Below are 24,538 nucleotides of genomic sequence, written 5' to 3' on the forward strand. Positions count from 1 at the left end.
AGCCGGCCGGGCGCACCCGTTCCCGGCACGCCGCGATCAGGCGAGACCGAGTCGGGCGGCTTCGTCGTTCCAGATCCGGGGCGGGATCAGTTCCCACTCGTTCCTCCGGGCAGGGTGATGCTCTGGCGCTGTTCGCTCTGCACCGGCGTCAGGTCGCCGAAATAGGCGTAGCCGATGATCCCGAGCAGCCCCAGAACCAGAATGGCCACGATGATTTGCACAATGATGCGCCCCATGAATCCGTCCCGAACTTTCGTTCTTGTCGTTAAAGTCAGTGCGTGACAGCACAGCTCCGGGCTCATCCCGCAGCGGGCGCACGCTTGCGAGAATTATATATGGCATTTCCCGGAAGTTCACGCCATTCAGGGAGATAAAGATCACGATTGCGCAAGGGAAGTGGCCGCAGCACGCCGGCCCACCCCTGCCGGAACGACGGAGCACGGCGTTGAAGGCGAAGGAACGGGCACGGCCCGCCGCCCGGAGGACTTCGGGCGGGACCCCCGCGGAGCGGACAGCGGACAAGACGGGCGCCCGCGCGCGGCTGCTGCGTCCGGTCGTTCTCGTGGGGATGATGGGAGCGGGCAAGACCGCCGTCGGCACGGTGCTGGCGCGGATGTTGGGTGTGCCGTTTCGCGACAGCGACGACGAGATCGTGCGCGCCGCCCAGATGGAAATCCCCGAGATCTTCGCCCGCGACGGCGAGGCGTTCTTCCGCGCCCGCGAGACCGAGGTTCTGGGCCGGCTGATGGGGGCGGAGCCCGCAGTCATCTCGACCGGCGGCGGGGCCTTCATGAACGCGACCAACCGCGACCTGATCGCGCGGCACGGCGTCTCGGTCTGGCTGCAGGCCGATGTCGAGGTGCTGTGGAACCGGGTGCGGCACAAGACGACGCGGCCGTTGCTGCGCACGGCCGACCCGAAAGGCACGCTGGCCGCGCTTCTGGCCGAGCGCGAGCCGCTCTATGCGCTGGCCGATCTGGAGGTGGGCTCAGCGCCCGGGCTGACGGTCGAGGGGATGGCGCAAAAGGTGATCGCCGCGCTTCGGGCGCATGGCGACATGGACGAGGAGGCGCGAGATGCGCGAGACTGAGATGCGTGAGACGGTCAAGGTGGACCTGGGCGAACGCTCCTACGAGGTGCGGATGGGGCCGGGGCTGATCGCTCAGGCAGGGACCGAGATCGCGCCTTTGCTGCACCGGCCGCGGGTGCGGGTGATCACCGACGAGACCGTCGCGGGGCTGCATCTCGAAGAGTTGCGCGCGGGCCTTGGCGACATCGAGATGAGCGCGCTGGCGCTGCCGCCGGGCGAGGGCACGAAATGCTGGGCGCAGCTCGAACGCGCCTGCGGCTGGCTGCTGGAGCAGAAGGTCGAGCGCAAGGATATCGTCATAGCCTTCGGCGGCGGGGTGATCGGCGATCTGGCGGGCTTCGCGGCGGCGATCCTGCGCCGCGGCGTGCGCTTCGTGCAGATCCCGACGACGCTTCTGGCGCAGGTCGACAGCTCGGTCGGCGGCAAGACCGGGATCAACACCGCGCAGGGCAAGAACCTGATCGGCGCGTTCCATCAGCCCTCGCTGGTGCTCGCCGACATCGACCTTCTGGGCACGCTGACCGCGCGCGATTTCATCGCGGGTTATGGCGAGGTGGTGAAATACGGCCTGCTGGGCGACGCGCAGTTCTTCGACTGGCTGGAGGCGAACGGCCCGGCGCTTGCGGCGGGCGACACGGCGGCGCGGCTGAAGGCGGTGCGCCGCTCGGTCGAGATGAAGGCCGGGATCGTCGCCCGTGACGAGACCGAAGAGGGGGAACGCGCCCTTCTGAACCTCGGCCACACCTTCTGCCACGCGCTGGAATCGGCGACGGGCTACGGCGCGCGGCTGCTGCATGGTGAGGGTGTGGCGATCGGCTGTGCGCTGGCGTTCGAGCTCAGTCAGCGCCTCGGGCTGTGCTCGCAGGAAGCGCCGAGCCGGGTGCGCGCGCATCTGAAGGCGATGGGGATGAAGACCGACCTTGCCGACATCGACGGGCCGTTGCCCGATGCAGACGGTCTGATCGCGCTGATGGCGCAGGACAAGAAGGTGCTCGACGGCAAGATGCGCTTCATCCTGGCGCGCGGGATCGGCGAGGCTTTCGTCACCTCGGACGTGCCGCGTGACGTGCTGAAGCGGCTGCTCGAAGATGCGCTGGAGACCCGCCGGGCCTGAGAAGGCCCACTGTCCGCAAAACATCCGGGGCCGGTTTCCGCGCTGGAAACCGGCCCCGATACGTGTTCGCTTTCACCGAAAGTTCAGAACCAGCCCTGAACGGTGCGGGCCGCGCCCGAAATGTCGTCGCCCACGCCTGCCACGGTATTGCAACCGGCCAGTGCCGCCATGATGGCGGCGAGAAGGATGATGTTTTTCATTGCTCTGCCTCATACCACCAGGTCTCGGGCAGAAAGCCCGGCCAGTCTCCATATAAGGGGATCCGCTTCGGAAAGTGAAGTTCACGGATGTGTGCGACATGGGTTTCCGGCGGATACCAGCTTGGAATCACGTAGCGTCCCGCGGTCAGAATGCGGTCGAGCGCGCGCACCGCGGCGGTGAAATCCTCGGGGTCGCGGGCGTCGAGCATGGCGTGAACCATCGCCTCGGCGGCGGGGCTGTTCATCCCCATCAGGTTGCGGCTGCCCGGATCCGTCACGCCCTTCGCGCCCCAGTAGAGCATCTGCTCGTTGCCGGGGCTGAGCGAGAGCGCGATCATCATCCAGGTCATGCCATAGTCGTAATTGGTCACCCGCATCTGGTATTGCGCATCGTCGACCCGGGTCACCGTGGGCCGGATGCCGAGCCGGGCGAGCGATTGCAGATAGATGTCGACATTCGACTGCACATCGGCCGCACCCTGTTTCAGCAAGATCTCGAAGGTGAAGGGCTGGCCCTTCGCGTTGCGCAAAACGCCTTCGTCATCGACGTTCCAGCCCGCCTGTTCCAGAAGCCCGGCCGCATGGCGCAGCCCGGGGCGGTCGAGCATCTTGTCCGAGGTCTCGGGCAGGCTGTAGCCCGACAGCGTTCCGGGCGGCAGACCGGCAGCATAGGGAGCGAGCAGCGCCGCCACCTTGCCCGTCGCCGGCCCCGGCCGCATCGCCAGATCGGAATTCGCGAAATAGGACGTGATCCGTGGTTCAGCTCCGGCGTTCAACGTATTGGAAATGAACCTGAAATTGTAAGCGTCAATCATCGCCTCGCGCACGCGCCAGTCGGCGAAGACGGAAAGCCGCGTGTTCATCACCAGCCCCGAGATTCCCGAGGGCCGGTGATGCGGGATCTCGTCGAGCACCACCTCGCCGCGGCGCACCGCGGGGAAATCGTAATCGCGTGCCCATTTCGCGGCCGAGCCCTCGCGCCAGACGTCGATATCGCCGGCCTTGAACGCCTCGAAGGCGGTATTGGGATCGCCGAAGTAATCCCACCGCATGGTGTCGAAATTGTATCGGCCGCGGTTGACCGGCAGATCCTTGCCCCACCAGTTCGGGTTGCGCTTCAGGGTGATGAACCGGCCGGTCTCGACCCGGTCGACGACATAGGGGCCCGATCCCACCGGCACGGTGCGGGTGTCATTGGCGAAATCCTTGCCCTGCCATTGCGCGCGTTCGAGGACGGGCCGCATCCCCATGATCAGCGGCAGCTCGCGGTCGGGTTCGGTGAAGGTGATGCGCAGGCTGCGCGGGCCGGTCTGCGCGATCTCCTTCACCTTGCGCCAGACGTTCTGATAGCGCGGATGGCCGAGCGTGCCGAGCGTGCGATAGGACCAGATCACGTCATCGACCGTCACCGGATTGCCGTCCGAGAACCGCGCCTCGGGTCGCAGGGTGAATTCGACCCATGAGCGGTCGGGCGCGGTCTCGACGCTTTCGGCGAGCAGCCCGTAAAGCGTGAACGGCTCGTCGATCGAGCGCGCCATCAGCGATTCGGCGACGTAATTCGCGATGCCCTGTGCCGGCCGTCCGGCGAGGATCCAGGGGTTGAGCGAATCGAACCGCCCCGATTCGCCGAACCGGATGGTGCCTCCCTTCGGCGCCTGAGGATTGGCATAGGGCAGGTGATCGAAGTCCGCGGGCAGGGCGGGCAGCCCATACATCGCGATTCCCGCCGCCGGACCGAGTGCCGCATCCATGCCCGAGCCGGTCGTGTCTGCACCAGCAAGCCTTGGGCAAAATGCCAGCGCGAGCGCCACGAGGGCGCAGCCGAAGTGCCGCCAGTTCATTCGTTCCGTCCTGCCCGGTTTGTCGTTGTTATGTCGCGAGGCTACCGTTCAGGGAGAGCATGCGCAAACTTTTCCCTTGGATGCGGGCGGGTCTCGGCTTATAAAGGGCTCACTGCTCGATAGGTTTCTTGCCTGTATGAAACCTGCCTCATGACTTGACGCCCGCCTTGCGCGGGCGTCTTTTTCTTTTCAGGCTTGGAAAATCCGGGAAATGTGCAAGCCCGCAGCGGCCTTGCATCGGGTGTGCTCTGTCCGGCACCACAGGCCGGGCAGAGCGGTCGCGCTTTCGTCTCAGGCGGCGAGTTCGGCGGCGATGGCCGCAGCCAGCCGGGCATTGTTCAGCACCAGCGCGATATTCGTCTCGAGCGAGCGGCCTTCGGTCAGCTCGAAGATCCGCGCGAGCAGGAAGGGCGTGACTTCCTTGGCGTGGATATGCTGCGCCGCGGCCTCGGCCAGCGCCTGCTCGATCACCGGGTCGATCACCTCATGCGGGATTTCGGCCTCAACCGGGACCGGGTTCGCGACGAGCTGCCCGCCCGACAGTCCGAGCGCGCGGCGCATAGTCTGGGCGCGGGCGATCTCGGCCGCGCTGTCCATCCGCAGCGGCGCCTTCAGCCCCGAGCTGCGCGACCAGAACGCCGGGAACTCGTCCTGACCGTAGGCGATGACCGGCACGCCATCGGTCTCCAGCACCTCGAGCGTCTTCGGCAGATCGAGGATCGCCTTCGCGCCCGCCGCGACCACCGTCACCGGGGTGATGCCAAGTTCCGCCAGATCGGCCGAGATGTCGAAGCTCGTCTCGGCACCGCGGTGCACGCCGCCGATGCCGCCGGTGGCAAAGACCTTGATCCCCGCGAGATCGGCGCAGATCATCGTCGCCGCGACCGTGGTGGCACCCCAGGCGCCCTTGGCGAGGCAGACCGCCAGATCGGCGCGGCTGACCTTCATCACGTCCTTCGCCCTGGCGAGGGCATCCAGCTCCTCGCCGGTCAGGCCGATGTGGATCTGGCCGCCGAACACCGCGATGGTGGCGGGCACGGCGCCATGGGCGCGGATCTCGGCCTCGACGCGGCGGGCGGTCTCGACATTGCTCGGGAAGGGCATCCCATGGGTGATGATCGTCGATTCGAGTGCGACGACGGGCTTTCCGGCATCGAGGGCGGCGCGCACTTCGGGCGCGAAGGCGAGGGGGGCGGTCACGGGTGTCATGAGGCGATATCTCCTGAAACGTAGCGGGCTGCGGCGGCGATGGCCTGTTCGAGCGCCGTGGCGCGGTCGGCGCCCTGACGCTCGGCCACGACATGGGCCGCCATGAACGTGTCTCCGGCGCCGGTCACGCGGGTGACCATGACGGCGGGCGGGGCGAGGGACAGAACCGCGGGGCCGGGCAGGCCGGTCGCGCCGCAGGCGGCCGCGCGGCCGCCATCGGTGACCAGAACGCGCTTCGCGCCGCGCGCGAGCATCCCTTCGGCCGCGGCGACGGCATCGTCAAACCGGCGCTGGCAGATGATCCCGGCTTCTTCGAGGTTCACATAGAACGTCACCCGCGGATGGCCGAGCAGCGGGATCAGCCGTTCGGCCTTGCCCGGGCTCGCCGGCGCGACGCGCAGATCGGCGGCCGCGAACAGGGGCGAGCGCGCGATCTCGGCGATCAGCGCCTCGGTCAGATTGCCGTCGAGCGCGACCGGCCCCGACCACGGCTCCGCGGCGGAGCCAAGCCGCCCGTCCGCAAGCGGACGCAGGATCTTGTCGCCCGCCGCTTCGAGGGAATGCGCGTCCGCGATCGCCGCGATCAGCCCGTTGGCGGCCTCGACGGCCATGTAGCGATCCGTCGGCAGGTCGTCCGAGCGGTAAAGACAGTCGCAGTCGATCCCCATCAGCGCGGCGGCATTGACCAGCTCGTCGCCCGCCGGATCGCGGCCGATGGCGCTCAGCACCGCCGGGCGCAGCCCGAAGCGGGTCAGCGTCATCGCGATGTTCATCGCGACGCCTCCCGGCAGGCGGGTGATCCGCCCCGGCACGTCGGCCCCGAGCTGCATGTTCACCGGCGAGCGCCCGATGATGTCCCACAGGACCGAGCCGATGCACAGAATATCCGCTGCCATCCGCGATGATCCTTCCGAAAACGTTCACGACTTTCGCGCCCCGAACGCCGGAGCGAGGCGCCGGTCTAGCGCAAACCCCCGCCCGGTGCAAACCCCTGCCGCGCGGCCTTCGGCGCGCCCCGACGCACGTCTGCGCGAGAGGCCCTTTCCCTTTCGCTTTGCCCCAAATATCCCGGGGGTGAATTGGCCGACAGGCCAAGAGGGGGCAGCGCCCCCGCCTTCCCAGATCTTCGGGCCAGATCTTCGGGCCTTGATTTCCTGCGCCTTCGCGCCTGAAATCCCGCTCATCCACCCTTGCCAACCCCCATCGCCCCCGCTATACGGCAGCCACTTCACAGGCGGAGGCGGGCCTTCGGGGGAGACATCCCCGACAGGTCCACCGGTTGGGAGAGATCCCTGATCCTCCGCCAAGGCGCAAACCGGAAAGGACAAGACATGGCGCTTCCCGAATTCACCATGCGTCAGCTGCTCGAAGCTGGCGTTCACTACGGTCACCAGACGCAGCGTTGGAACCCCCGCATGGGCGAGTTCATCTACGGCGAGCGGAACGGCATCCACATCATCGACCTGACCCAGACCGTCCCGATGCTGGACCAGGCTCTGCAGGTCATCCGTGACACCGTCGCCAAGAACGGCCGCGTGCTGTTCGTCGGCACCAAGCGTCAGGCCTCGAAGGCCGTCGCCGATGCCGCCGAGAAATGCGCCCAGTATTACATGAACCACCGCTGGCTCGGTGGCACGCTCACCAACTGGAAGACCGTCTCGCAGTCGATCCAGCGCCTGAAGAACATCGACGAGGTCCTCGCGGCCGGCGCCGAAGGCCTGACCAAGAAAGAGCGTCTCCACATGGAACGCGAGCAGGTCAAGCTGCAGGCGTCGCTCGGCGGTATCCGCGAAATGGGCGGCCTGCCGGACCTGCTGTTCGTGATCGACGTGGGTAAAGAAGACCTCGCCATCCAGGAAGCCAAGAAGCTCGGCATCCCGGTCGTGGCCGTCGTCGACACCAACTGCTCGCCCAAGGGCGTTGACTATGTGATCCCGGGCAACGATGACGCCGCGCGCGCCATCTCGCTCTACTGCGACCTCGTGAGCCGTGCGGCTCTCGACGGCATGACCGCCCAGATGGGCGCTGCCGGCGTCGATCTCGGTGCCCTCGAAGAGGCTCCGGTCGAGGAAGAAGTCGAGGCCTGATCGCCCGATCCGGGGCCCCGCGGCGACGCGAGGCCCCTCATGTCATTTGACTGACATTGTGGCGTGATTGAACTCGCGCCGAAACATCCCAGATTTCAGGAGGCCGCTATGGCGATCACCGCTGCTATGGTGAAGGAACTGCGCGAAAGCACCGGCGCAGGCATGATGGACGCGAAGAAGGCTCTGACCGAGACCGATGGCAACATGGATGCCGCGGTCGACTGGCTGCGCACCAAGGGCCTCGCGAAGGCCGCGAAGAAGGCCGACCGCGTGGCGGCCGAGGGCCTCGTCGGCGTCGCCGTCGACGGCGGCAAGGGCGTCGCGGTCGAGCTGAACTCGGAAACCGACTTCGTCGCGAAGAACGCCGACTTCCAGAAGCTGGTCGCCGGTGTCGCCAAGGCTGCGCTCGACGCCGCTGACGTGGAAGGCCTGAAGGCCGCCTCGCTCGAAGGCAAGACCGTTGCCGACGCGCTGACCAACGCGATTGCCGTTATCGGCGAGAACATGACCCTGCGCCGGATGCAGAAGGTCGAGGGCGATGTGGTCGTCTCCTACGTCCACAACGCCTCGGCCACCGACATGGGCCGCATCGGCGTTCTGGTCGCGCTGAAGGGCAAGGACGAGTCGGGCATCGGCAAGCAGATCGCCATGCACATCGCCGCCACCGCGCCGCTCGCTCTGAACGAGGCCGCGCTCGATCCGGCGGTCGTCCAGCACGAGCTGGAAGTGCAGACCGCGAAGGCTCTGGAAGAGAACGCCAGCTCGGCGAAGCCGAAGCCCGAGCAGGTGATCCACAACAACATCATCCCGGGCCGGATGCGCAAGTTCCTCGAGGAAGTGACGCTTCTGAACCAGAAGTTCGTCATCAACCCCGACATCACCGTCGCCGAAGCTGCGAAGCAGGCCGGTGTCGAAGTCATCGCCTACGCGCGCGTTGCCGTGGGCGAAGGCATCGAGAAGAAGGAAGAGGATTTCGCTGCCGAGGTCGCCAAGACCATGGCCGGCGGCAACTGATCCATCCGATCCCGTCTTCGACGAACAGGCGCCGCATCTTTCGGGATGCGGCGTTTTCGTTTGCAGGCCGCCGATTCGCGTCGTTCCGGTTCGGATCGGCGGATAACACGGAGACCGGGTGGGGCGTGGAGGATTCTCGCGGTGCCACAACATCGGGCAAGATGTGACGGACAGCGCCAGAGCGAAATAAGATCGGCCCCGGGGAGCGAAATAGCTCCCCCGGGCCGGACCGGTTCCCCGGAGTGAGACGTCCGCCGGACCAATCCTCGACTTTCGCCCCTGTTCCTGGCCAAAGCCACCATTCACGGAACATTGATCATGATGATCGCGATGGCGGCGCTTGGCGAGTAAGGATTTCCCTACCTTTTGCGAAGGGCAGGCCTTTGCCCGCATTCCATTCCGCGATCCGCGTCCGTTCAGCCGCGGGGGGGCTGGCGGGACGGCGTGCCGGCCCTGACGGGGACGACGGGATAGAACAGCCGCTTTTGCAGCAGCGCCTTCACCGTAGCCTGAACCGTAGTATCGACGCGCATCGTCTCGCGAGCTAGACGCAGATGCTTTTCTACCGTGGCCGTGGTCAGGCCCATCAGCTCGGCGATATCGGCAATCGTCTTGCCATCGGCGACCCATTCCAGGACCTCACGCTGACGCACGGTCAGTTGCGTGACCGAGGACGGGAAAGGCAGGCTGGTGATCTTCAGATGCGTGACGGCATTGAGCACCGTCAGCTCCTGGCGGTTTCGGTCCCAGATCCGGTCAACATCGGCCTGGCTCAGCCCCGGCATCGCGCACAGGCTGATCCAGGCCAGCGCCCGCTTTGACAGGCCGCCGAAGCTGATGGTCAGCCCCGCCGTGGCGCCGAGCTGATGTTTCACCTCCAGCACGCGCCGCCCGCTTTGCGACAGCAGCCCCGCCGAGGCCCATTCGTTCAGCTGCGACCACAGCAGCGGCCCCTCGTGGCTCTCCAACCAGTGCAGAATCGGATTGGCGACAAAGATGTCCGGCTCTCCGAGCCGGTCGACATAGAGCGGGTCGTGGCTGTTGAGAATCAGCGCATCGCTTTCGTCGAACTTGCGCAGCTGCGTGCGAAACGGCACGAACCCATAGAGCAGCCGGTCGAAACCGTAATGGCGCATGGTTTCGCAATGACATGACCAGATCTGGTCGATGTCGTCGCTGGACAGCACGCGTTCGAGATATTCCAGCATTTTCCCCTGAAATCGTCGGTCGACCTATCAACTATGATACAGGTTCAGATCGGGTCGCAACGTCGTTCTATCAAGGCCGTGGTCCGGCCTTTTCAGGCCTGACGGCGTTGTGCCGCGCGCGCCTGCAGGGCAGGCAGCAAACCGCTGTGGTCATAGCCCGCATGGGCGGCCATCTGAACGATCTCGTCGATCGGGCGGCGGCCCGCCTCGGTCATCGCCCAGAGGTGCGACGACCGTGTGCCGGAGCGGCAATAGGCCAGCACCGGGCCGTCGAGTTCCGAGAGCGCTGCCCCGAACGCATCGGCGAGGTCGTCGGTCAGAAGACCGGGCTCGTAGGGAATGTAGCGGAAGGCGAGACCCGCGGCCTTCGCGGCTTCGGCCATCGCGGCACTGTCACGCTCTGGTCCGGCCTCTGCATCGGGGCGGTTGTCGATCAGCGCCCTGAACCCGAGGGCGGCAAGCTGCGCGACCTCTTCGGGTTCGATCTGGGGTGCGACGGAAAGCTCCGGCGTGATCTGGCGGATATCCATGGCTTTGCCTCTCAGTCTGGTCAGCCCCGGAGGGGGTGGAATTCAATCGCGCGAACCATCGCGCGGACGGCGCCGATGTTCAAGCGCCGCCGGGCGTCAGCGCCGAGACGAGCCCCGCAAGCTCGCGATAATCCGAAAAGGCCACTTCGGGGCTCAGGTCGGCGACCGGGGTCTTGCGATAGCCCTCGGTGAACAGGGCGAAGGGCAGGCGCGCTGCCCGGGCGGTCGCGGCGTCGGTCTCGCTGTCGCCGACATAAAGCACCGGCCCGCCGCCGAGTGCGTCAAGCGCATGGACCAGCGGCGCGGGATCTGGCTTGCGCACCGGAAGACTGTCGCCGCCGACCACCACCGGAAACATCGCGTCGAGCCCGAAGTGATCGAGCACCGCGCGTGCGGGTTCCACCGGTTTGTTGGTGCAGATCGCCATCGGGTGGCCCTGGGCATGAAGCGCGGCCAGAACCTCGGCGACATGCGGAAACAGCACGGTCAGATCGACGGCATGGGCGTAGGCGTCGTTGAAGGCGCGGCTCATCGGCCGGCGCTTCGGGCCGTCGGGGTCTTCGCCCACGGCACTCAGCAGCGCGCCGATCAGATGCGGCACGCCGCCGCCGATGAAGCCGCGCACCGTCTCGAAAGGCAGCTCCGGCAGCCCGATGGCCGCCAGAGCGAGGTTCGAGGTCGCGTGGATGTCAGGCGCGGAATCGACGAGCGTCCCGTCCAGATCGAAGATCAGCGCGACCGGCCGGGCCATTCAGAGCGCCGCCTCGGCCGCGGCGCGGATGGCGCGGATGTTCTCGCCATAGACCTCGGGCTTCGCGACCGAACCGCCGCGGAACACCGCAGACCCCGCGACGAACACATCCGCCCCGGCCGCCGCCATCAGCGGTGCGGTCTCGGGCGTCATGCCGCCGTCGATCTCGATATGGATCGGGCGGTCGCCGATCATCGCGCGCAGCGCCTTGACCTTGGCGACCTGGCTTTCGATGAACTTCTGCCCGCCGAAGCCCGGGTTGACCGTCATCACGCAGACGAGGTCGATCATGTCGAGCAGGTATTCCACCCCGTCGAGCCCGGTGCCCGGATTGATCGCCAGACCCGCCTTGCAGCCCGCGCCGCGGATCGCCTGCAGCGTGCGGTGGATATGCGGACCGGCTTCGAGATGGGCCGAGATCACATCGGCCCCCGCCTCGGCGAAAGCGTCGATATAGGGATCGACCGGGGCGATCATCAGATGCACGTCCATGACCGTTCGCACATGCGGACGGATCGCACGGCACATCTGCGGCCCGAAGGTCAGGTTGGGCACGAAATGCCCGTCCATCACGTCGACATGCACCCAGTCGGCGCCCTGCGCCTCGATCGCCTCGATCTCGCGACCGAAGTCGGCGAAATCGGCCGAGAGGATCGAGGGCGCGATCTTCACGCGGCGGTCGAAGGTCATGCTCATGCCTTCGGCCCCTTGAAGGCGTCGTCAGCTGCGGCGCCGGCGGCCTTCGCGTCCTTGTGGTAGGCTGCGATGCGGGCGACTTCGTGGGCGGCGCCGAAGACGAAGGGGGTGTGGACGTGCAGCGCCTCGGGCGTCAGATCGAGGATGCGGGTCACGCCGTCGGTGGCCGCACCACCCGACTGCTCGATCATGAAGGCGATGGGGGCGCATTCGTAGAGGTAGCGCAGGCGGCCCTTCTCATAGCCCTTGCGCCGGTCGCCCGGATACAGGAACACGCCGCCGCGCTTCAGGATGCGCTCGGCATCGGCGGCCAGCGCCGCGACCCAACGCATGTTGAAGTTGCGCCCGCGCGGGCCGGTCTCGCCGGCCTGCAGATCGGCGATATAGGCGGCGATGGCCTCGTCCCAGTGCCGCGCGTTCGAGGCGTTGACGGCGAATTCCTTCACCGTCTCGGGCAGCGGCTTCATCTTGCCGAGCGCCTTGAAGTCGCGGCTGTCGGGGTCGAGGGTGAACTGATACACGCCGTCGCCGAAAGTGACGATCATCGTGCACTGCGGCCCGAACACCACCACGCCGCCGGCGAGGATGTCAGAGCCCTTGCGCAGGAAGCTCTTCTCGGCCGTCTCGGCGGCCGGGAAGATCGCGAAGATCGTGCCGATGGAGGCGTTGACGTCGATGTTCGACGAGCCGTCGAGCGGGTCCATCGCCAGCGCCAGGCTGTTCGGGCCGACCGGGCCGAAGGTGGCGAAATCGTCCTCTTCCTCCGAGGCGAAGAAGGCGACGGCAGAGCCGCGCAGCTCGGCCGCATAGGCCTCGTCGGCGATGACGTCGAGCGCCTTCTGCCCGTCGCCGCCCGCGTTCACGCCGCGCGAGGCCGACAGATCGCCGTCGATGCCGTTGCGCGCGATGCGGTGCTGAAGCTCAGCCGCGACCTTCGCCAGCCGCTGCATCACATCGGCAAGTTCGGGCGTCAGCGACAGTCCGTCGAGTTCGAGAGCCATGTCAGTTCCTCCAAATCCGGCCAAGCCGGGCAGATCGGGCGCGGGCGGCGGGTCGGGCCGCTCGGGTGTGTTTCGCCCTGCTGATAGCGTCTTTTGGGGCAGGGGCGCAATGCTTTGCCGGGGGGGACGGCCCGATATGGCAAGGGCCTGCCGCCGGATCCCCCGGCGACAGGCCCCTGTCGGTTTCGCAAGGCGGGCTTACTTGCCCAGACGGGTGCGCAACCCCTTGGTAATCAGCCGCGTCAGATCGGCATAATTGCCGTCGAAATGGTGACCGCCTTCCAGTTTGATCAGCTCATAGCCCTTTTCGGCCGGCAGGCTGTGACAGGCATCGTCGTCGTCGCCCTCGCCGTAAAGGCACTGCACCAGCGTGGGCTGAATCTGGGCGAGGTCATCGGTCGGATCGTTCTTGCTGCCGCTCGACATGCCGAGCCAGCCATCGACGTGGATCACGTAATCGCGCTCATGCGTCAGCCCGAGCAGGGTCAGCTGCGAGACCGAGGATTTCTGCGCCTCGGGCAACAGGTTGTAGGTCGCAGGCAGGATGTCGGCGCCGAAGGAATAGCCGATCAGCAGCACGTGACGCACGCCCCAGGCCTTCTGGTAATGCTTCATCACCTTGACCAGATCGTCGGCCACGTCCTGCGGGTCACGCTCGTTCCAGAAATAGCGCAGCGAATCGAAGCCGACGACGGGGATGTTCTCGGCCACCAGCGCCTTGCCGATCTCGCGGTCGATGTCGCGCCAGCCGCCGTCGCCCGAATAGATCACCGCCAGCGTGTCGAGCGCGGGCTTGTCGACCGGCAGCACGGTCAGCGGCAGGTTCAGGGGTTCCGTCTCGGCTTTCGAGACACGGGCGATCTCGGCGTCGATCGCGGACGAAAGCGCCTTCGCCGGATCCGCGGTCGAGGTTTCGACGGTGACACGAGGGAAGGCCTTGGCCATGTCCTTCGTATAGGCGAGCGCGGCCGGGTCGGCGCCCTTGGCGAAGACCGCGTCGATGTCGATGTTCATGTCGCCCTTGACGAAGTCGTAAACGGTATGGTCGCCCTCGGCGTGATAGGCGGCGTCGGTGCACAGCGGCGCCTTCAGCACGATGCCCTTGGCCGGGTTCACCGCGACGATGCCCGCGACCGTCGAGGCCGGCATCTGCGAGCCGTAGGAGAAGGCGAGCGCCGCGCCCTCGCCGGTGCCGGCGATGATGGGCGTGCGGTATTCGCCGTTGCTGTCGGCCTGAAGCCGCTTCGACAGTTCCTCGATGTCCGAGATCGCATAGGCGCAGGTATCGTCGTCAGGGTGCTTTTCGAGCCCCGCGAGATAGGACGGCAGATCGAGGCCGATCACCGCGACGCCGCGCTTTTGCAGCGCCTGCGCTTCGGTCTCGTCGGTCGCGCTCCATCCCGCGATGTCCGAGATCAGGAACACCACATCCGAGGGCTGGCCGTCGGGCTGATAGACCCGCGGCGCGACGATGGTGCCGGAATCGAAGTTCGCCGGCGGCCGGTCGGTTGCGGCGACGGTATCGGCGTCGTCGGCCGCGCCGGTCTGATCGGCGGCGGGTTGCCCGGCTGCCGGCTGATCGCCGGTTGCCGTGGCGCTGTTCCCGGCGGGAGCCGCGGCCTGGGCCGGCGCTGCCGTTTGCTCGGGTGTGCCCTGCGCCAGCGCGGGCAGGGCCGGCACCAATGCGCAAAGCAGGGCCAGGGCTGAGGATTTCATTTTCCGACGACTCCCTTGAGGCCGCCCCCGATGAGCAACGTGACATCCACGAGCGCGGAGACGGGTGACATCTGTCCGCCCACGACCAGGTAGCGCGGCTCCCAGTCGGGGTTATACTTGGCCTTGAAGGCACGCAGTCCCTTGAAGTTGTAGAACCGCTCGCCATGGGTGAAGATCGCCTGGCCGACATGGTTCCACACCGGCGCCGAGGCATGGGTGGCAAAGCCCGACAAGGGCGCCATCCCCAGGTTGAAGTGACGATAGCCCGCCTCTTTCATCGCGACGAACAGGCTGACGAACAGAAAGTCCATCGCGCCCTTCGGGGCATCGTCGGCAAAGCGCATCAGATCGACCGTCGCTTCCTCGCGCGTGTCGGTGACCATCAGCGTTGCGAAGGCGACGATGCGCTCGTTTGCGCGCAGCACCGCGACCGGCTGCGAGGCGACGAAATCGCGCTCGAACCGGCCAAGCGCGAAGCCCTTCTCGCGCACTTCGTGGTGTGCGAGCCAGGTGTCCGAGATCGCCTGCAACGCGTCGAGAACCGCAGGCACTGCCTCGGGCTCCAGCACCTCGAGGCGCATCCCTTCGCGCAGGCCCTTGTTCAGTGCGCGGCGCGGCTCGCCCCAGCGGCTGGTTTGCAGGTCCATCGCGCTCAGATCAATGCGCGCCATCTCGCCGAGCTTCAGCGCCCGCAGTCCGACGTCGGCGAAGGCCGGCAACAGATCCGGGGTGACCTGATAGAAAGCCGCGCGCCCGCCAGCGGCGCGCGCGGCCTCGACGAAGCGCCAGATCAGCTCCGGCTTCGCGTCAGGAGCGCCGATCGGGCCGAACAGGCTGATCCAGGACCGACCCTGAACGCCATACATCAGGAAGGCGCGCCCGTCCTCGGAGAACATGATGCTCTTGTCGCCCATCCGCACCAGATTCGCGGCGCTGTCGTCCTGGGTGCGGGCGATCTCGATGGCGCGGGCGATCTCTTCGGCGGTGGCGATCTCGGGGTGGGCGCGGGCAGGGCGCAGCAGGCTGGCGAAGGCGATCAGCGCCGCGACCAGCGTCACGCCCAGCATCGCGCGCAATCCGCGCGGCGCCTCGTCCGAGAACTCGAACTGCCACCACAGCGCACGGCTGTAATCGACATCGCGATAGACGAAGAACAGGATCGTCACCGCCGCGATCAGGATCACCGCGATGGCTCCGATCCAGACCGTGGTCAGCGGCTCGGCGAGCAATGAGGCCGGCCGCGAGAAGCTGCGCCGGTTCAGAACGAGCCCGAGGATCAGCACGCCGAGCACCGCGGCCTCCCAGGCGGCGAAGGCCTTCGGGATCGCCAGCACCATCGCCAGCGCAGCGATGATCAGCCCGGCCCAGAACGCACCGTCAAGCCGGTTCACCAGCCCGCGCGCCACCACGATAAGCAACAGACCGAGAATCGAGGACAGGAAATGCGCCGCCTCCAGCAGCTGGATCGGCACGAAGGTGTTCGCCGCCAGCCAGTCGAGATTGCTTTGCGGCGTCGGCAGCACCGACGAGAACACCAGCATCACCCCGCACAGCAGCGCCAGCATCGCCAGGAGCGGCGGGATGACCGCGGCGGAAAGCGGCCGGGTCCAGATTTCGGCCACCGTGTCGCGGTATTCGAGAAGTTCCGTCGCGGCGAGCGCCAGCACCGCCAGCAGCAGGGGCAGCACGTGATAAATCAGCCGGTAGAGCACCAGCGAGCCGATCACCGCATCGGTCGGTGCGGTCGGGCCGAGCCCGCCGAGGATCACCGCCTCGAACACGCCGAGGCCCGCCGGCACGTGGCTGAGCACCCCGAGCCCGATGGCGATGCAGTAGAGCGTCGCGAAGGCCGGCCAGCCGATGCCGATGTCGGGCGGCAGCAGCACGTAGAGCACGCTTGCCGCCGCGGCCACATCGCCCGCGGTGACCAGGAACTGCATGGCAATCTCGCGCAGACTCGGCAGCTTCGCGGCGATCGCGCCGCCGGCCTCGACCGATTCGAGATGTTCGCGCGTGCGCCAGGCCAGCAGCACCCCCGCCAGCACCGCCAGCAGCACCGCCACCGCCCCGATGCGCAGCGTCTTCGCGTGATAGCCGGTGAAACCCGCCACCTGATCGGCGAAGAACAGCAGCGAGATCCCGCTCAGTGCGGACAATCCCACGCCGAAGGCGATGGTGATGAAGGCGACGACATGGGCAGTTTCCTCGCCGCTGAGGCCGAGCCGGCCATAGCCGCGAAACCGGATCGCGCCGCCCGACAGCGCGCCGAACCCGGCGGTATTGCCGACCGCATAGGCGCTGAACGACACCGCCGCCACCGGGCCGAGCGGCAGCCGGTGCCCGATGTGATCGAGCGCATTCAGATCGTAGCGCACCAGGAACACGAAGCTGATCGCGGTGAAGGCGATCGCCAGCAGAAGATCTGGCCAGCGGGTGGCGGAAAGGGCCGCCAGCACGTCGTCATAGCGCACGTTGCGGGTGATCCGTGTCAGCGCCATCGCCACGGCCACGAAGGCCAGCGACGACAGCACCGCAAGAAGGGTATTACGGTTGCGCCGCAGCCAGAAGCTTGCCGTCTCGGAAACGATTTTCATGGGAATTCGCAGAGAGGAGGACGGGGAAAACGCCGCGACACGACGAGGTTGGCGCGACATTGTGCGAGGTGGCCGGAAACGGCAAATCACGACTGCATCATCTTCACACGACAGTTCGTGATCTGACAAGGGGCTGAGGCGGCGGGTGGTTACCCAAGTCCTGTCGCCGGCCCCGGGCGTCGCGGCCGCGGCCGGCGGTGCAGGGCGTTCGGGGCAGGGCGGTCAGGGCACGTGATGCAGCCATTCAGGGTCCGAGAACTTGCCCGCGGCAAGGGTTTCGGCGGCGGCGATCTCGTCTGCACTCAGCGCTCCGATCCGTCCGCCATGCAGGTCGATGAAAGTGTCGGTCATGCGCCGGATCACCTCGGCCCGGTCGAGGCCGGTCTGGCTGCGCACCGGATCGACGCGTTTTGCCGCGCTCGCGATGCCCTTGTCCGAAATCTTCTCGCGCCCGATTCGCAACACCTGGGTCATCTTTTCGGCATCCATGTCATAGGCCATGGTGACGTGATGCAGCACCGTGCCGCCCATGTAGCGCTTCTGTGCCGCTCCGCCGATCTTGCCTTTGGAACTGGCGATGTCGTTGAGCGGCTTGTAAACCGCATCCACCCCCATCGCGTTCAGCGCCTTGAGCACCCAGGCATCGAGGAAGGCGTAGGATTCGGCAAAGCTCTGCCCGTCGACCAGTTCGGCCGGGGCATAGAGCGAATAGGTGATCGCCGTGCCCGGTTCGACGAACATCGCCCCGCCCCCGGTGACGCGGCGCACCACGGTCACGCCGAGGCGCTCCGCCGCTTCCATGTCGACCTCGTTCTTCAGCGACTGGAAATTGCCGATGATGATCGCCGGGCGCTCCCATTCCCAGAACCGCAGCGTCGGCGCGCGCAGGCCGGCGGCCACCTCGCGCGCCAGAACGTCATCGAGTGCGAGGTGCATCGCCGGCGCGACGGGAGTGCCGGGCAGGATCTCCCATTCGAAATCGCGCCAGCCCTTCGCCACGCCAAGCGCGCGGCGCACCGCGATGGCGACGGATTCGACGCCGAAGCCGATCAGCGCCGCCCCGGGGCGCAGGGCGGTGCGCATCGCGCCGACCATCGCCTCGGCCCCGGTGGGCGCGGTCGCGAGCGCGGCGTCCATCCCCTCCAGCGCGGCCCGCAGATCGTCGAGCGCTTCGGGCGGTTCGAGAAAGAAATCGCCCGAGATCCGCACATCGCTCAGTCGCCCGTCGCGGACCTCCAGATCCGCCACCACCAGCTTGCCACCGTGGACCTTGTATTCGCCGTGCATCGCCCGCCTCCGCTGTCCTTCGATGCGAGTGCTAGCCGTGCCGCGGGCGCGCGGCAACAGCTTTGAGCGGGGAGCCCGCGGCATGATGGCCGGTCGGGCCGGGCAGGCTGGACTTTGAGCGGGCTTGGGCGGAAGGTGCAGATATCGCCACGGCTTCGCGCACAGGCCGGAGCGCGGCGCAACCAAAAGAACGACAGACGGGGGAAGCGGCATGAAAGCCATCATCATCGGTGCCGGCATGGGCGGTCTGAGCGCGGGGATCGCGCTCAGGCGCATCGGCTGGGAGGTCAGGGTCTATGAGAAGGTGCGCGAGATCCGCCCGGTCGGCGCGGCGATCTCGGTGTGGTCGAACGGGGTGAAATGCCTTAACTATCTCGGCCTCGAACGGCAGGTGGCGGCGCTTGGCGGGATGATGGAGGACATGGCCTATATCGACGGGCTGAGCGGCGAGACGATGTGTCAGTTCTCGCTCGACCCGCTGGTGAAACAGGCCGGTCAGCGCCCCTATCCGGTCGCCCGCGCCGAGCTTCAGGACATGCTGATGGTCGAGTTCGGCCGCGAGGATGTCACCCTGGGCGCGAAGCTGGTCGGGCTCGAGGATGACGGCACCACGGTCACCGCGCATTTCGAGGACGGATCGAGCGACACCGCCGATCTGCTGATCGGGGCGGATGGCGCGCATTCGGTGGTGCGCCCCTATGTCCTCGGCCACGAGAGCACACGCCGTTACGCGGGTTACGTCAACTGGAACGGCCTCGTCGCGATCGACGAAAGCATTGCGCCCGCGCGGCAATGGACGACCTTCGTGGGCGAAGGCAAGCGCGTCTCGATGATGCCGGTCGCGGGGGGGCGGTTCTACTTCTTCTTCGACGTGCCGCTGCCCGAGGGCCTTGCGGCCGACCGTGCCGCGACGCGCGAGACCCTGCGCGCGGCCTTCGCCGGCTGGGCCGATCCGGTGCAGCGGCTGATTGACCTGATCGAGCCCGAGCGCACCAACCGCGTCGAGATCTTCGATATCGAGCCGTTCCATACCTGGACCCGCGGCCGGGTGGCGCTTCTGGGCGATGCGGCGCATAACACCACGCCCGACATCGGGCAGGGCGGCTGCGCGGCGTTCGAGGATTCGGTGGCGCTGGCGATTGCTTTGCAGACCAACACCCTCGGTATCGAGGACGCGCTGAAACGCTACGAGAAGAAGCGCACGACGCGTGCGGCGGGTCTGGTTCTGAAGGCGCGCCGGCGTTGCGAGGTTACCCACGCCCTCGATCCGGCCGCGACCGCCGCCTGGTATGACGAACTGCGCCACGAGGACGGCAGCCGCATCATGCACGGCATTTTGTCCTCGATCGAGGGCAATGTCCTCGACTGAGCCGGAGTCCCGGGGCCGGGGGTGCGGGGGGGCAGGGTGCCCGGGTCTTCCGGAGGCTTGCGCCGCTGCCCCGTGCCCTGTATCGAGACGAAGGCCCCGTTCGCGGGGCTCTTGCCGGCGTAGCTCAGTGGTAGAGCGGCGATCTTGTAAGTCGAGGGTCGGGGGTTCAAATCCCTCCGCCGGCACCAGCTTTGAAAAGCCCTGTCTGCGGCTGGCGTGTATTCCCGTAAATACAAATACTTGTGTCACCCGTTGGGGGCTTTCGCGCGTGCGTATCGGTCAGAAATGCGCATCTGTTTACGCATGAATTTCGCCGCATGCGTAAAGATGGCGACGATCCGAAAACTGAATGACAAGTGGCGAAAGAGATCGCCGAATGTCGCGACCGGCGCGCGCGTTCCACCGAGCAGGATCGGCGGCAGCCCGAAATGCAGATCAAGCGAAAACCAGGGCTTGCAGCGCGATGGCGGATTATCGTGCTTCCGATGGCAACTTCCTGGCCTGGACTGGCAACTTTATCAGTCTCCTGACACCAGTCAGATGGTTGCCACGATTATCCGTTAATGCGTATTATGTAACCAAACCGAGCGCCACCTTTACCGGATCGTCATAATATTCCGGACCCGAGGCCCGGTGTTCGCCCAAACTCACACTGGCGAACCGGCTGATGCCAGCCTTCGGCTTGACAGATCCCGGTCCTGTCCGGAACACTGCACCGGCGCCGGACGGACCGGCGGCAGCGCGATCCCTCAGCGGCGGAGACCCCCCATGTGCGGATGTTCAGCCTTGGGTTCCCATGTCCAGTCTTCCGGCTTCCGGCCGGAGATGCTGCGCCAGTCGTGGCTGCGCTCGCAGGCGTCCGGCGGGCTCGATCTGCGCACCCAGGCCCCGGAGCTCAGCCGCGAGGCCTTCAGTCTGGCGCTTGATCGTGCCGGCCGGTTGCGTCACGCCGCGCGCGCCATGATGCAGCGCGCCGCCGGCCTGTTCGACGGCGGCGATGCCATGGTTCTGATCTGCGATCCCGAGGGCGTGGTCATCGAGGCTGGTGGCGCCGCTCCGGTCCTGCGCCGGGCTGAGCGCAACAATCTTCAGCCCGGCGGTTGCTGGAATGAAAATTCCATTGGAACCAATGCGATCGGGACAGCTTTGCATCTGCGCCAGCCGGTCACCATCTTGCAGGATGAGCATTTCTGCCCGGCGATCCGGCACTGGGCCTGTGCGGCCGTGCCATTGCGCGATCCGGCCGACGGCGCGCTTCTCGGGGTCGTCGATATTTCGGGCCGTCCCGGAGCGGCCTTCGGCGGGGCCGGCGCTCTGGCGACGACTTTGGGCTGGCAGATCGAGGCGACATTGCGCGAGGCCGATCACAACCGGCACCGGACCCTGATCGAGCTGGCGCTGTCCCTGCCGGCCTGCGCTGCACAGGATGCGCGCGTTCTGCTTGACCGTTTCGGCCATCGGGTCTGGGCGAGCCCCGGGCTTGCGGGGACCCTTCAGGCTTCGAAGCTGTCAGAGGACGCTCTGACACGGCTTGCCGAGCAGCGCGACGGCCGCAGCGATGTGCTGGCCGGACGTCTGCGGGCAGCTTTGCCCGGGGCCGATGTCGACCTGCTGACCTCGGCGACCGGAGAGCCGGCGGGGCTGGTGCTGACCCTGCCCGCCGCCGGTGCGACCGTCAGGCAAACCGACAGACGACCGGCCGCCCCGGCTCTGACAGCCGCCGTGTCAAAAGGTCAAAAATCCGAAGACGAAACGCTTTCCCTCGGGCAGATCGCTGCGGCCAGCCCGGTTCTGGCACCATTGTGCGCCACGGCGCGGAAATTCCATGACCGGGGGATCGCGCTGTGTCTGGAGGGCGCGGCGGGCACCGGCAAGACCACCCTCGCCCGCGCGCTTCATGCCGGGGTCAGCGGCGCGCTGCGCCCGTTCGTGCGTCTCGATTGCGCCACGCTGGACTCCGACACGCTGCGCCAGGCATTGAACGGCACGGCCGGCGACGCGCCGGAGGGGCTGCACCTGCTGAACCGGGGCGGAACCCTGTGCCTGTCCGAGCCCGCCCGCACCCCGGCGGAGGCCCAGCCGATGCTCGCTCAGCTGCTCGAGCGGCTGACCCGTGGCGGCAGCGTGCCGGTGCGGCTGATCGCGCTCAGCACCGTGCCGCTGGCCGAGGCCGTAGCTCAGGGCCGGCTGCTGCGCGAATTGCAGCTGCGTTGCGCGGGAGCGGTGATCCGTCTGCCCGGTCTGGCCGAACGACGCGGCGAGATCGGTGCGCTGCTGGGGCACTTCGCCCGGCAGATCGCCCCACCTCCGGCCAGACCGCTGCGGTTTTCCGCCGCGGCGCTGCGCGCGCTCTGTGCGCATGACTGGCCCGGAAATCTGTGGGAAATGCGCGATCTGGTCCGCGCGCTCGATGCGGTGCCCCCGGAGACGACAGATGGCCCCGCCCGCCTCGTCGAGCTGCCCGACCTGCCCGCCCGGATCTGTGCCGCTGCCGCGCCGGGCAGCAGCCGCCTGCACGAGCATGAGAAAGCCGCGGTTCTGGCGGCGGTCGCGGAGGCGCAGGGAAATCTCAGCCGGGCGGCGCGCGCCCTCGGGATCGCGCGCTCGACGCTGTATCTGAAACTCGGTCAGTATGGGCTGCGGCGCTGATCCGCGCACGGGCGGGAGCTGTCCGAAAATCGGACGGTTTCGCCCTGCCGCGGCCCTTCCCGAGTGCCCCCGACCGCCCCTATCCTGTGGTTCGACACTGCATGTCTCAATCGAGTGAGGAGGCTCCGATGAAAGCTCTGGTTTACCAAGGTCCGGGTCAGAAAGACTGGATCGAGAAGGACAAGCCGACGATCCTGAAACCCACCGACGTGATCGTGAAAATCACCAAGACCACGATCTGCGGCACCGATCTGCATATCCTCAAGGGCGACGTTCCGGCGGTGACCCCGGGGCGCACGCTCGGTCACGAAGGCGTGGGCATCGTCGAAGAGGTCGGCGCTGCAGTTGCCAACTTCAAGCCCGGCGACGCGGTGCTGATCTCCTGCGTCACCTCCTGCGGCAAATGCGCCAACTGCAAGCGCGGGCTCTACTCGCATTGCGACGATGGCGGCTGGATCCTCGGCCATCTGATCGACGGCACGCAGGCCGAATACGTGCGCATCCCGCATGGCGACAACTCGCTCTACCCGATCCCGGAGGGCGCCGATGAAGAGGCGCTGGTGATGCTGTCGGACATCATGCCGACCGGCTTCGAGATCGGGGTGCAATACGGCCGTGTCAAGCCGGGCGACACCGTGGCGATCGTGGGCGCGGGACCGGTGGGCATGTCGGTGCTGCTGACCGCGCAGTTCTATTCGCCCGCGCGCATCGTGATGATCGACATGGACCCGGCGCGCCTCGCGCTGGCCCGGCAGTTCGGCGCGACCGACACGATTCAGGTCGGCTCCGAGGATGTCGTGGCGAAGGTCATGGAGATGACCGGCGGCCTCGGCGTCGATGTGGCGATCGAGGCGGTGGGCGTGCCCGCGACCTTCGATACCTGCCAGAAGATCGTCTCGGCCGGCGGCAGCATCGCCAATGTCGGCGTGCACGGCAAGCCGGTGGAGCTGCATATCGAAGAGCTCTGGATCAAGAACATCAACATTTCGATGGGGCTGGTGAATACCAATACCACGCCGATGCTGCTGAAAACTCTGGGCACCGGCAAGGTCGACCCCTCGAAGCTGGTCACCCACCGCTTCGGGCTGAACGAGATGCTTGCCGCCTATGAGGTGTTCGGCAACGCCGCGCGCGAGAAGGCGATGAAAGTGATCCTGAGCGCCTGAGCCCGGCACCCGCACACAACAGCCCCGGCCGGATCTCGGCCGGGGTATCCCTTCCCCTCAGCCCAGCTTGCGCAACCGCGCGATCAGCGCCGAGGTATCCCAGCGGTGCCCGCCCATCGCCTGGACTTCCTTGTAGAACTGATCGACCAGCGCGGTCAGCGGCAGGCTCGCGCCGGTGTCGTCGGCCGTTGCCAGACAGATCCCCAGATCCTTGCGCATCCAGTCGACCGCGAAGCCGAAATCGTATTTCCCCTCCGCCATCGTCCCGGCACGGTTCGACATCTGCCACGAGCCCGCCGCGCCCTGGCTGATCGCGGCCACGACCTCGGGAATCGCGAGCCCGGCCTTCTCGGCGAAATGCAGCGACTCGGCCAGCCCCTGAACCACGCCGGCGATGGCGATCTGGTTGCACATCTTGGTCAGCTGGCCGGCGCCGACATCGCCCATCCGACGGCAGGCCTTGGCATAGGCGGCGATCACCGGCTCGGCGCGGGCGTAATCGGCTTCGGAGCCGCCGCACATCACGCTGAGCGCGCCGCTCTCCGCCCCGGCCTGACCGCCCGAGACCGGTGCGTCGACATAGCCGAGCCCCTGCGCCGCGGCCACACCGGCCAGCTCGCGCGAGACCCGGGCCGAGACGGTGGTGTGATCGACGAAGACCGCGCCCGGTGCCATGCCGGAAAAGGCGCCGCCGGGGCCGGTGCAGACGGCGCGCAGATCGTCGTCATTGCCGACGCAGGCCATCACGAAATCGCATCCCGCAGCGGCTTCGGCGGGGGTGGGGGCGCTGGTCGCGCCGAACCGGGGGCCGAATTTCCCGACCCAGGCGGCGGCCTTCGCCGGGTTGCGGTTGTAGACCGTCACCGCATGGCCCGCCCCCGCCAGATGGCCCGCCATCGGAAACCCCATCACGCCCAATCCCAGAAAAGCCACCTTCGCCATGCACGTTCTCCTGATGGCGCGCCGGAAAACGCGCGTTGATCATCTGTCCCGGCTGACTTACTAACGCCCCTGCC

At 67.1% G+C, this 24,538-nt stretch carries 21 protein-coding genes and 1 tRNA gene; 8 read left to right on the forward strand and 14 right to left on the reverse strand.

The features are described 5' to 3' along the window. Positions 1–86: 86 nt before the first annotated feature. A complete protein-coding gene (locus CG50_RS17225; RefSeq protein WP_169743349.1) occupies positions 87–236 on the reverse strand; it encodes a hypothetical protein in 150 nt (49 codons plus the stop codon). A gap of 209 nt (positions 237–445) precedes the next feature. Between CG50_RS17225 and CG50_RS07745 the strand changes: the two genes are divergently transcribed. Together CG50_RS07745 and aroB are read left to right on the forward strand one after the other, a co-directional pair. Beyond that, positions 446–1,090: a shikimate kinase gene (locus tag CG50_RS07745; RefSeq protein ID WP_081880339.1), complete on the forward strand. Its 645-nt coding sequence runs from the start codon at positions 446–448 to the stop codon at positions 1,088–1,090. A 1-nt stretch (position 1,091) separates the two neighbouring features. Then, the gene (aroB, locus tag CG50_RS07750; RefSeq protein WP_036636876.1) at positions 1,092–2,204 is read left to right on the forward strand and encodes a 3-dehydroquinate synthase; all 1,113 of its coding nucleotides are present in this window, start codon (positions 1,092–1,094) and stop codon (positions 2,202–2,204) included. A gap of 83 nt (positions 2,205–2,287) precedes the next feature. Here aroB and CG50_RS16530 read toward each other — a convergent pair whose 3' ends face one another. From CG50_RS16530 to CG50_RS07765, 4 genes are all read right to left on the reverse strand, one after another. Continuing rightward, a complete protein-coding gene (locus CG50_RS16530) occupies positions 2,288–2,404 on the reverse strand; it encodes a lipoprotein (RefSeq protein WP_081880340.1) in 117 nt (38 codons plus the stop codon). Continuing rightward, the gene (locus tag CG50_RS07755; RefSeq protein WP_081880341.1) at positions 2,401–4,245 is read right to left on the reverse strand and encodes an extracellular solute-binding protein; all 1,845 of its coding nucleotides are present in this window, start codon (positions 4,243–4,245) and stop codon (positions 2,401–2,403) included. The genes CG50_RS16530 and CG50_RS07755 overlap by 4 nt, the downstream gene beginning before the upstream one ends. A 291-nt stretch (positions 4,246–4,536) precedes the next feature. Then, on the reverse strand, positions 4,537–5,454 hold the full coding sequence (locus tag CG50_RS07760; protein WP_036636800.1) for a pseudouridine-5'-phosphate glycosidase: 918 nt from the start codon (positions 5,452–5,454) through the stop codon (positions 4,537–4,539). After that, complete coding sequence (locus CG50_RS07765) at positions 5,451–6,350, reverse strand: PfkB family carbohydrate kinase (RefSeq protein WP_036636801.1); 900 nt, start codon at positions 6,348–6,350, stop codon at positions 5,451–5,453. The genes CG50_RS07760 and CG50_RS07765 overlap by 4 nt, the downstream gene beginning before the upstream one ends. Positions 6,351–6,785: 435 nt before the next feature. Between CG50_RS07765 and rpsB the strand changes: the two genes are divergently transcribed. Both rpsB and tsf read left to right on the forward strand, forming a co-directional pair. Next, positions 6,786–7,541, forward strand: coding sequence for a 30S ribosomal protein S2 (gene rpsB, locus CG50_RS07770; RefSeq protein ID WP_036636803.1), 756 nt, complete (start codon positions 6,786–6,788; stop codon positions 7,539–7,541). Positions 7,542–7,649: 108 nt separating this feature from the next. After that, a complete protein-coding gene (gene tsf, locus CG50_RS07775) occupies positions 7,650–8,555 on the forward strand; it encodes a translation elongation factor Ts (protein WP_036636805.1) in 906 nt (301 codons plus the stop codon). Between the two features lie 416 nt (positions 8,556–8,971). Here tsf and CG50_RS07780 read toward each other — a convergent pair whose 3' ends face one another. The 8 genes from CG50_RS07780 to CG50_RS07815 form a co-directional block, all read right to left on the reverse strand. Continuing rightward, positions 8,972–9,763, reverse strand: a complete 792-nt coding sequence (locus CG50_RS07780; RefSeq protein ID WP_051909709.1) for a helix-turn-helix transcriptional regulator — start codon at positions 9,761–9,763, stop codon at positions 8,972–8,974. A 92-nt stretch (positions 9,764–9,855) separates the two neighbouring features. Continuing rightward, entirely contained in the window at positions 9,856–10,293 is a 438-nt protein-coding gene (locus CG50_RS07785; RefSeq protein ID WP_036636806.1) for a TIGR01244 family sulfur transferase, read from the reverse strand. Positions 10,294–10,372: 79 nt separating this feature from the next. After that, a complete protein-coding gene (gph, locus tag CG50_RS07790) occupies positions 10,373–11,044 on the reverse strand; it encodes a phosphoglycolate phosphatase (RefSeq protein ID WP_036636807.1) in 672 nt (223 codons plus the stop codon). Continuing rightward, positions 11,045–11,734, reverse strand: a complete 690-nt coding sequence (gene rpe, locus CG50_RS07795; protein ID WP_036636809.1) for a ribulose-phosphate 3-epimerase — start codon at positions 11,732–11,734, stop codon at positions 11,045–11,047. 2 nt (positions 11,735–11,736) lie between these two features. Continuing rightward, complete coding sequence (locus tag CG50_RS07800) at positions 11,737–12,741, reverse strand: class 1 fructose-bisphosphatase (RefSeq protein WP_051909710.1); 1,005 nt, start codon at positions 12,739–12,741, stop codon at positions 11,737–11,739. 198 nt (positions 12,742–12,939) lie between these two features. After that, the gene (locus CG50_RS07805) at positions 12,940–14,457 is read right to left on the reverse strand and encodes an AcvB/VirJ family lysyl-phosphatidylglycerol hydrolase (RefSeq protein WP_152559466.1); all 1,518 of its coding nucleotides are present in this window, start codon (positions 14,455–14,457) and stop codon (positions 12,940–12,942) included. Next, on the reverse strand, positions 14,454–17,051 hold the full coding sequence (gene mprF, locus CG50_RS07810; protein ID WP_036636811.1) for a bifunctional lysylphosphatidylglycerol flippase/synthetase MprF: 2,598 nt from the start codon (positions 17,049–17,051) through the stop codon (positions 14,454–14,456). Before mprF ends, CG50_RS07805 begins: the two co-directional genes overlap by 4 nt. A 222-nt stretch (positions 17,052–17,273) precedes the next feature. After that, the gene (locus tag CG50_RS07815; protein ID WP_036636813.1) at positions 17,274–18,338 is read right to left on the reverse strand and encodes a lipoyl protein ligase domain-containing protein; all 1,065 of its coding nucleotides are present in this window, start codon (positions 18,336–18,338) and stop codon (positions 17,274–17,276) included. Positions 18,339–18,549: 211 nt separating this feature from the next. On the opposite strand from CG50_RS07815, the gene hpxO reads away from it, so the two are divergent. The 4 genes from hpxO to CG50_RS07835 all read left to right on the forward strand — a co-directional run bounded on the left by hpxO (position 18,550) and on the right by CG50_RS07835 (position 23,522). Continuing rightward, positions 18,550–19,707, forward strand: a complete 1,158-nt coding sequence (hpxO, locus tag CG50_RS07820) for an FAD-dependent urate hydroxylase HpxO (protein ID WP_036636816.1) — start codon at positions 18,550–18,552, stop codon at positions 19,705–19,707. A gap of 113 nt (positions 19,708–19,820) precedes the next feature. After that, a tRNA-Thr gene (locus CG50_RS07825) sits at positions 19,821–19,895 on the forward strand. 598 nt (positions 19,896–20,493) lie between these two features. Further along, positions 20,494–22,356, forward strand: coding sequence for a sigma-54-dependent Fis family transcriptional regulator (locus CG50_RS07830; RefSeq protein WP_161785393.1), 1,863 nt, complete (start codon positions 20,494–20,496; stop codon positions 22,354–22,356). Between the two features lie 128 nt (positions 22,357–22,484). Beyond that, the gene (locus CG50_RS07835) at positions 22,485–23,522 is read left to right on the forward strand and encodes a zinc-dependent alcohol dehydrogenase family protein (RefSeq protein WP_036636818.1); all 1,038 of its coding nucleotides are present in this window, start codon (positions 22,485–22,487) and stop codon (positions 23,520–23,522) included. Between the two features lie 57 nt (positions 23,523–23,579). On the opposite strand, the gene CG50_RS07840 is transcribed toward CG50_RS07835, so the two are convergent. Further along, positions 23,580–24,464: an NAD(P)-dependent oxidoreductase gene (locus tag CG50_RS07840; RefSeq protein ID WP_036636820.1), complete on the reverse strand. Its 885-nt coding sequence runs from the start codon at positions 24,462–24,464 to the stop codon at positions 23,580–23,582. Positions 24,465–24,538: the final 74 nt, after the last annotated feature.

Source organism: Paenirhodobacter enshiensis (genome assembly GCF_000740785.1).
GTDB classification, from domain to species: domain Bacteria; phylum Pseudomonadota; class Alphaproteobacteria; order Rhodobacterales; family Rhodobacteraceae; genus Rhodobacter; species Rhodobacter enshiensis.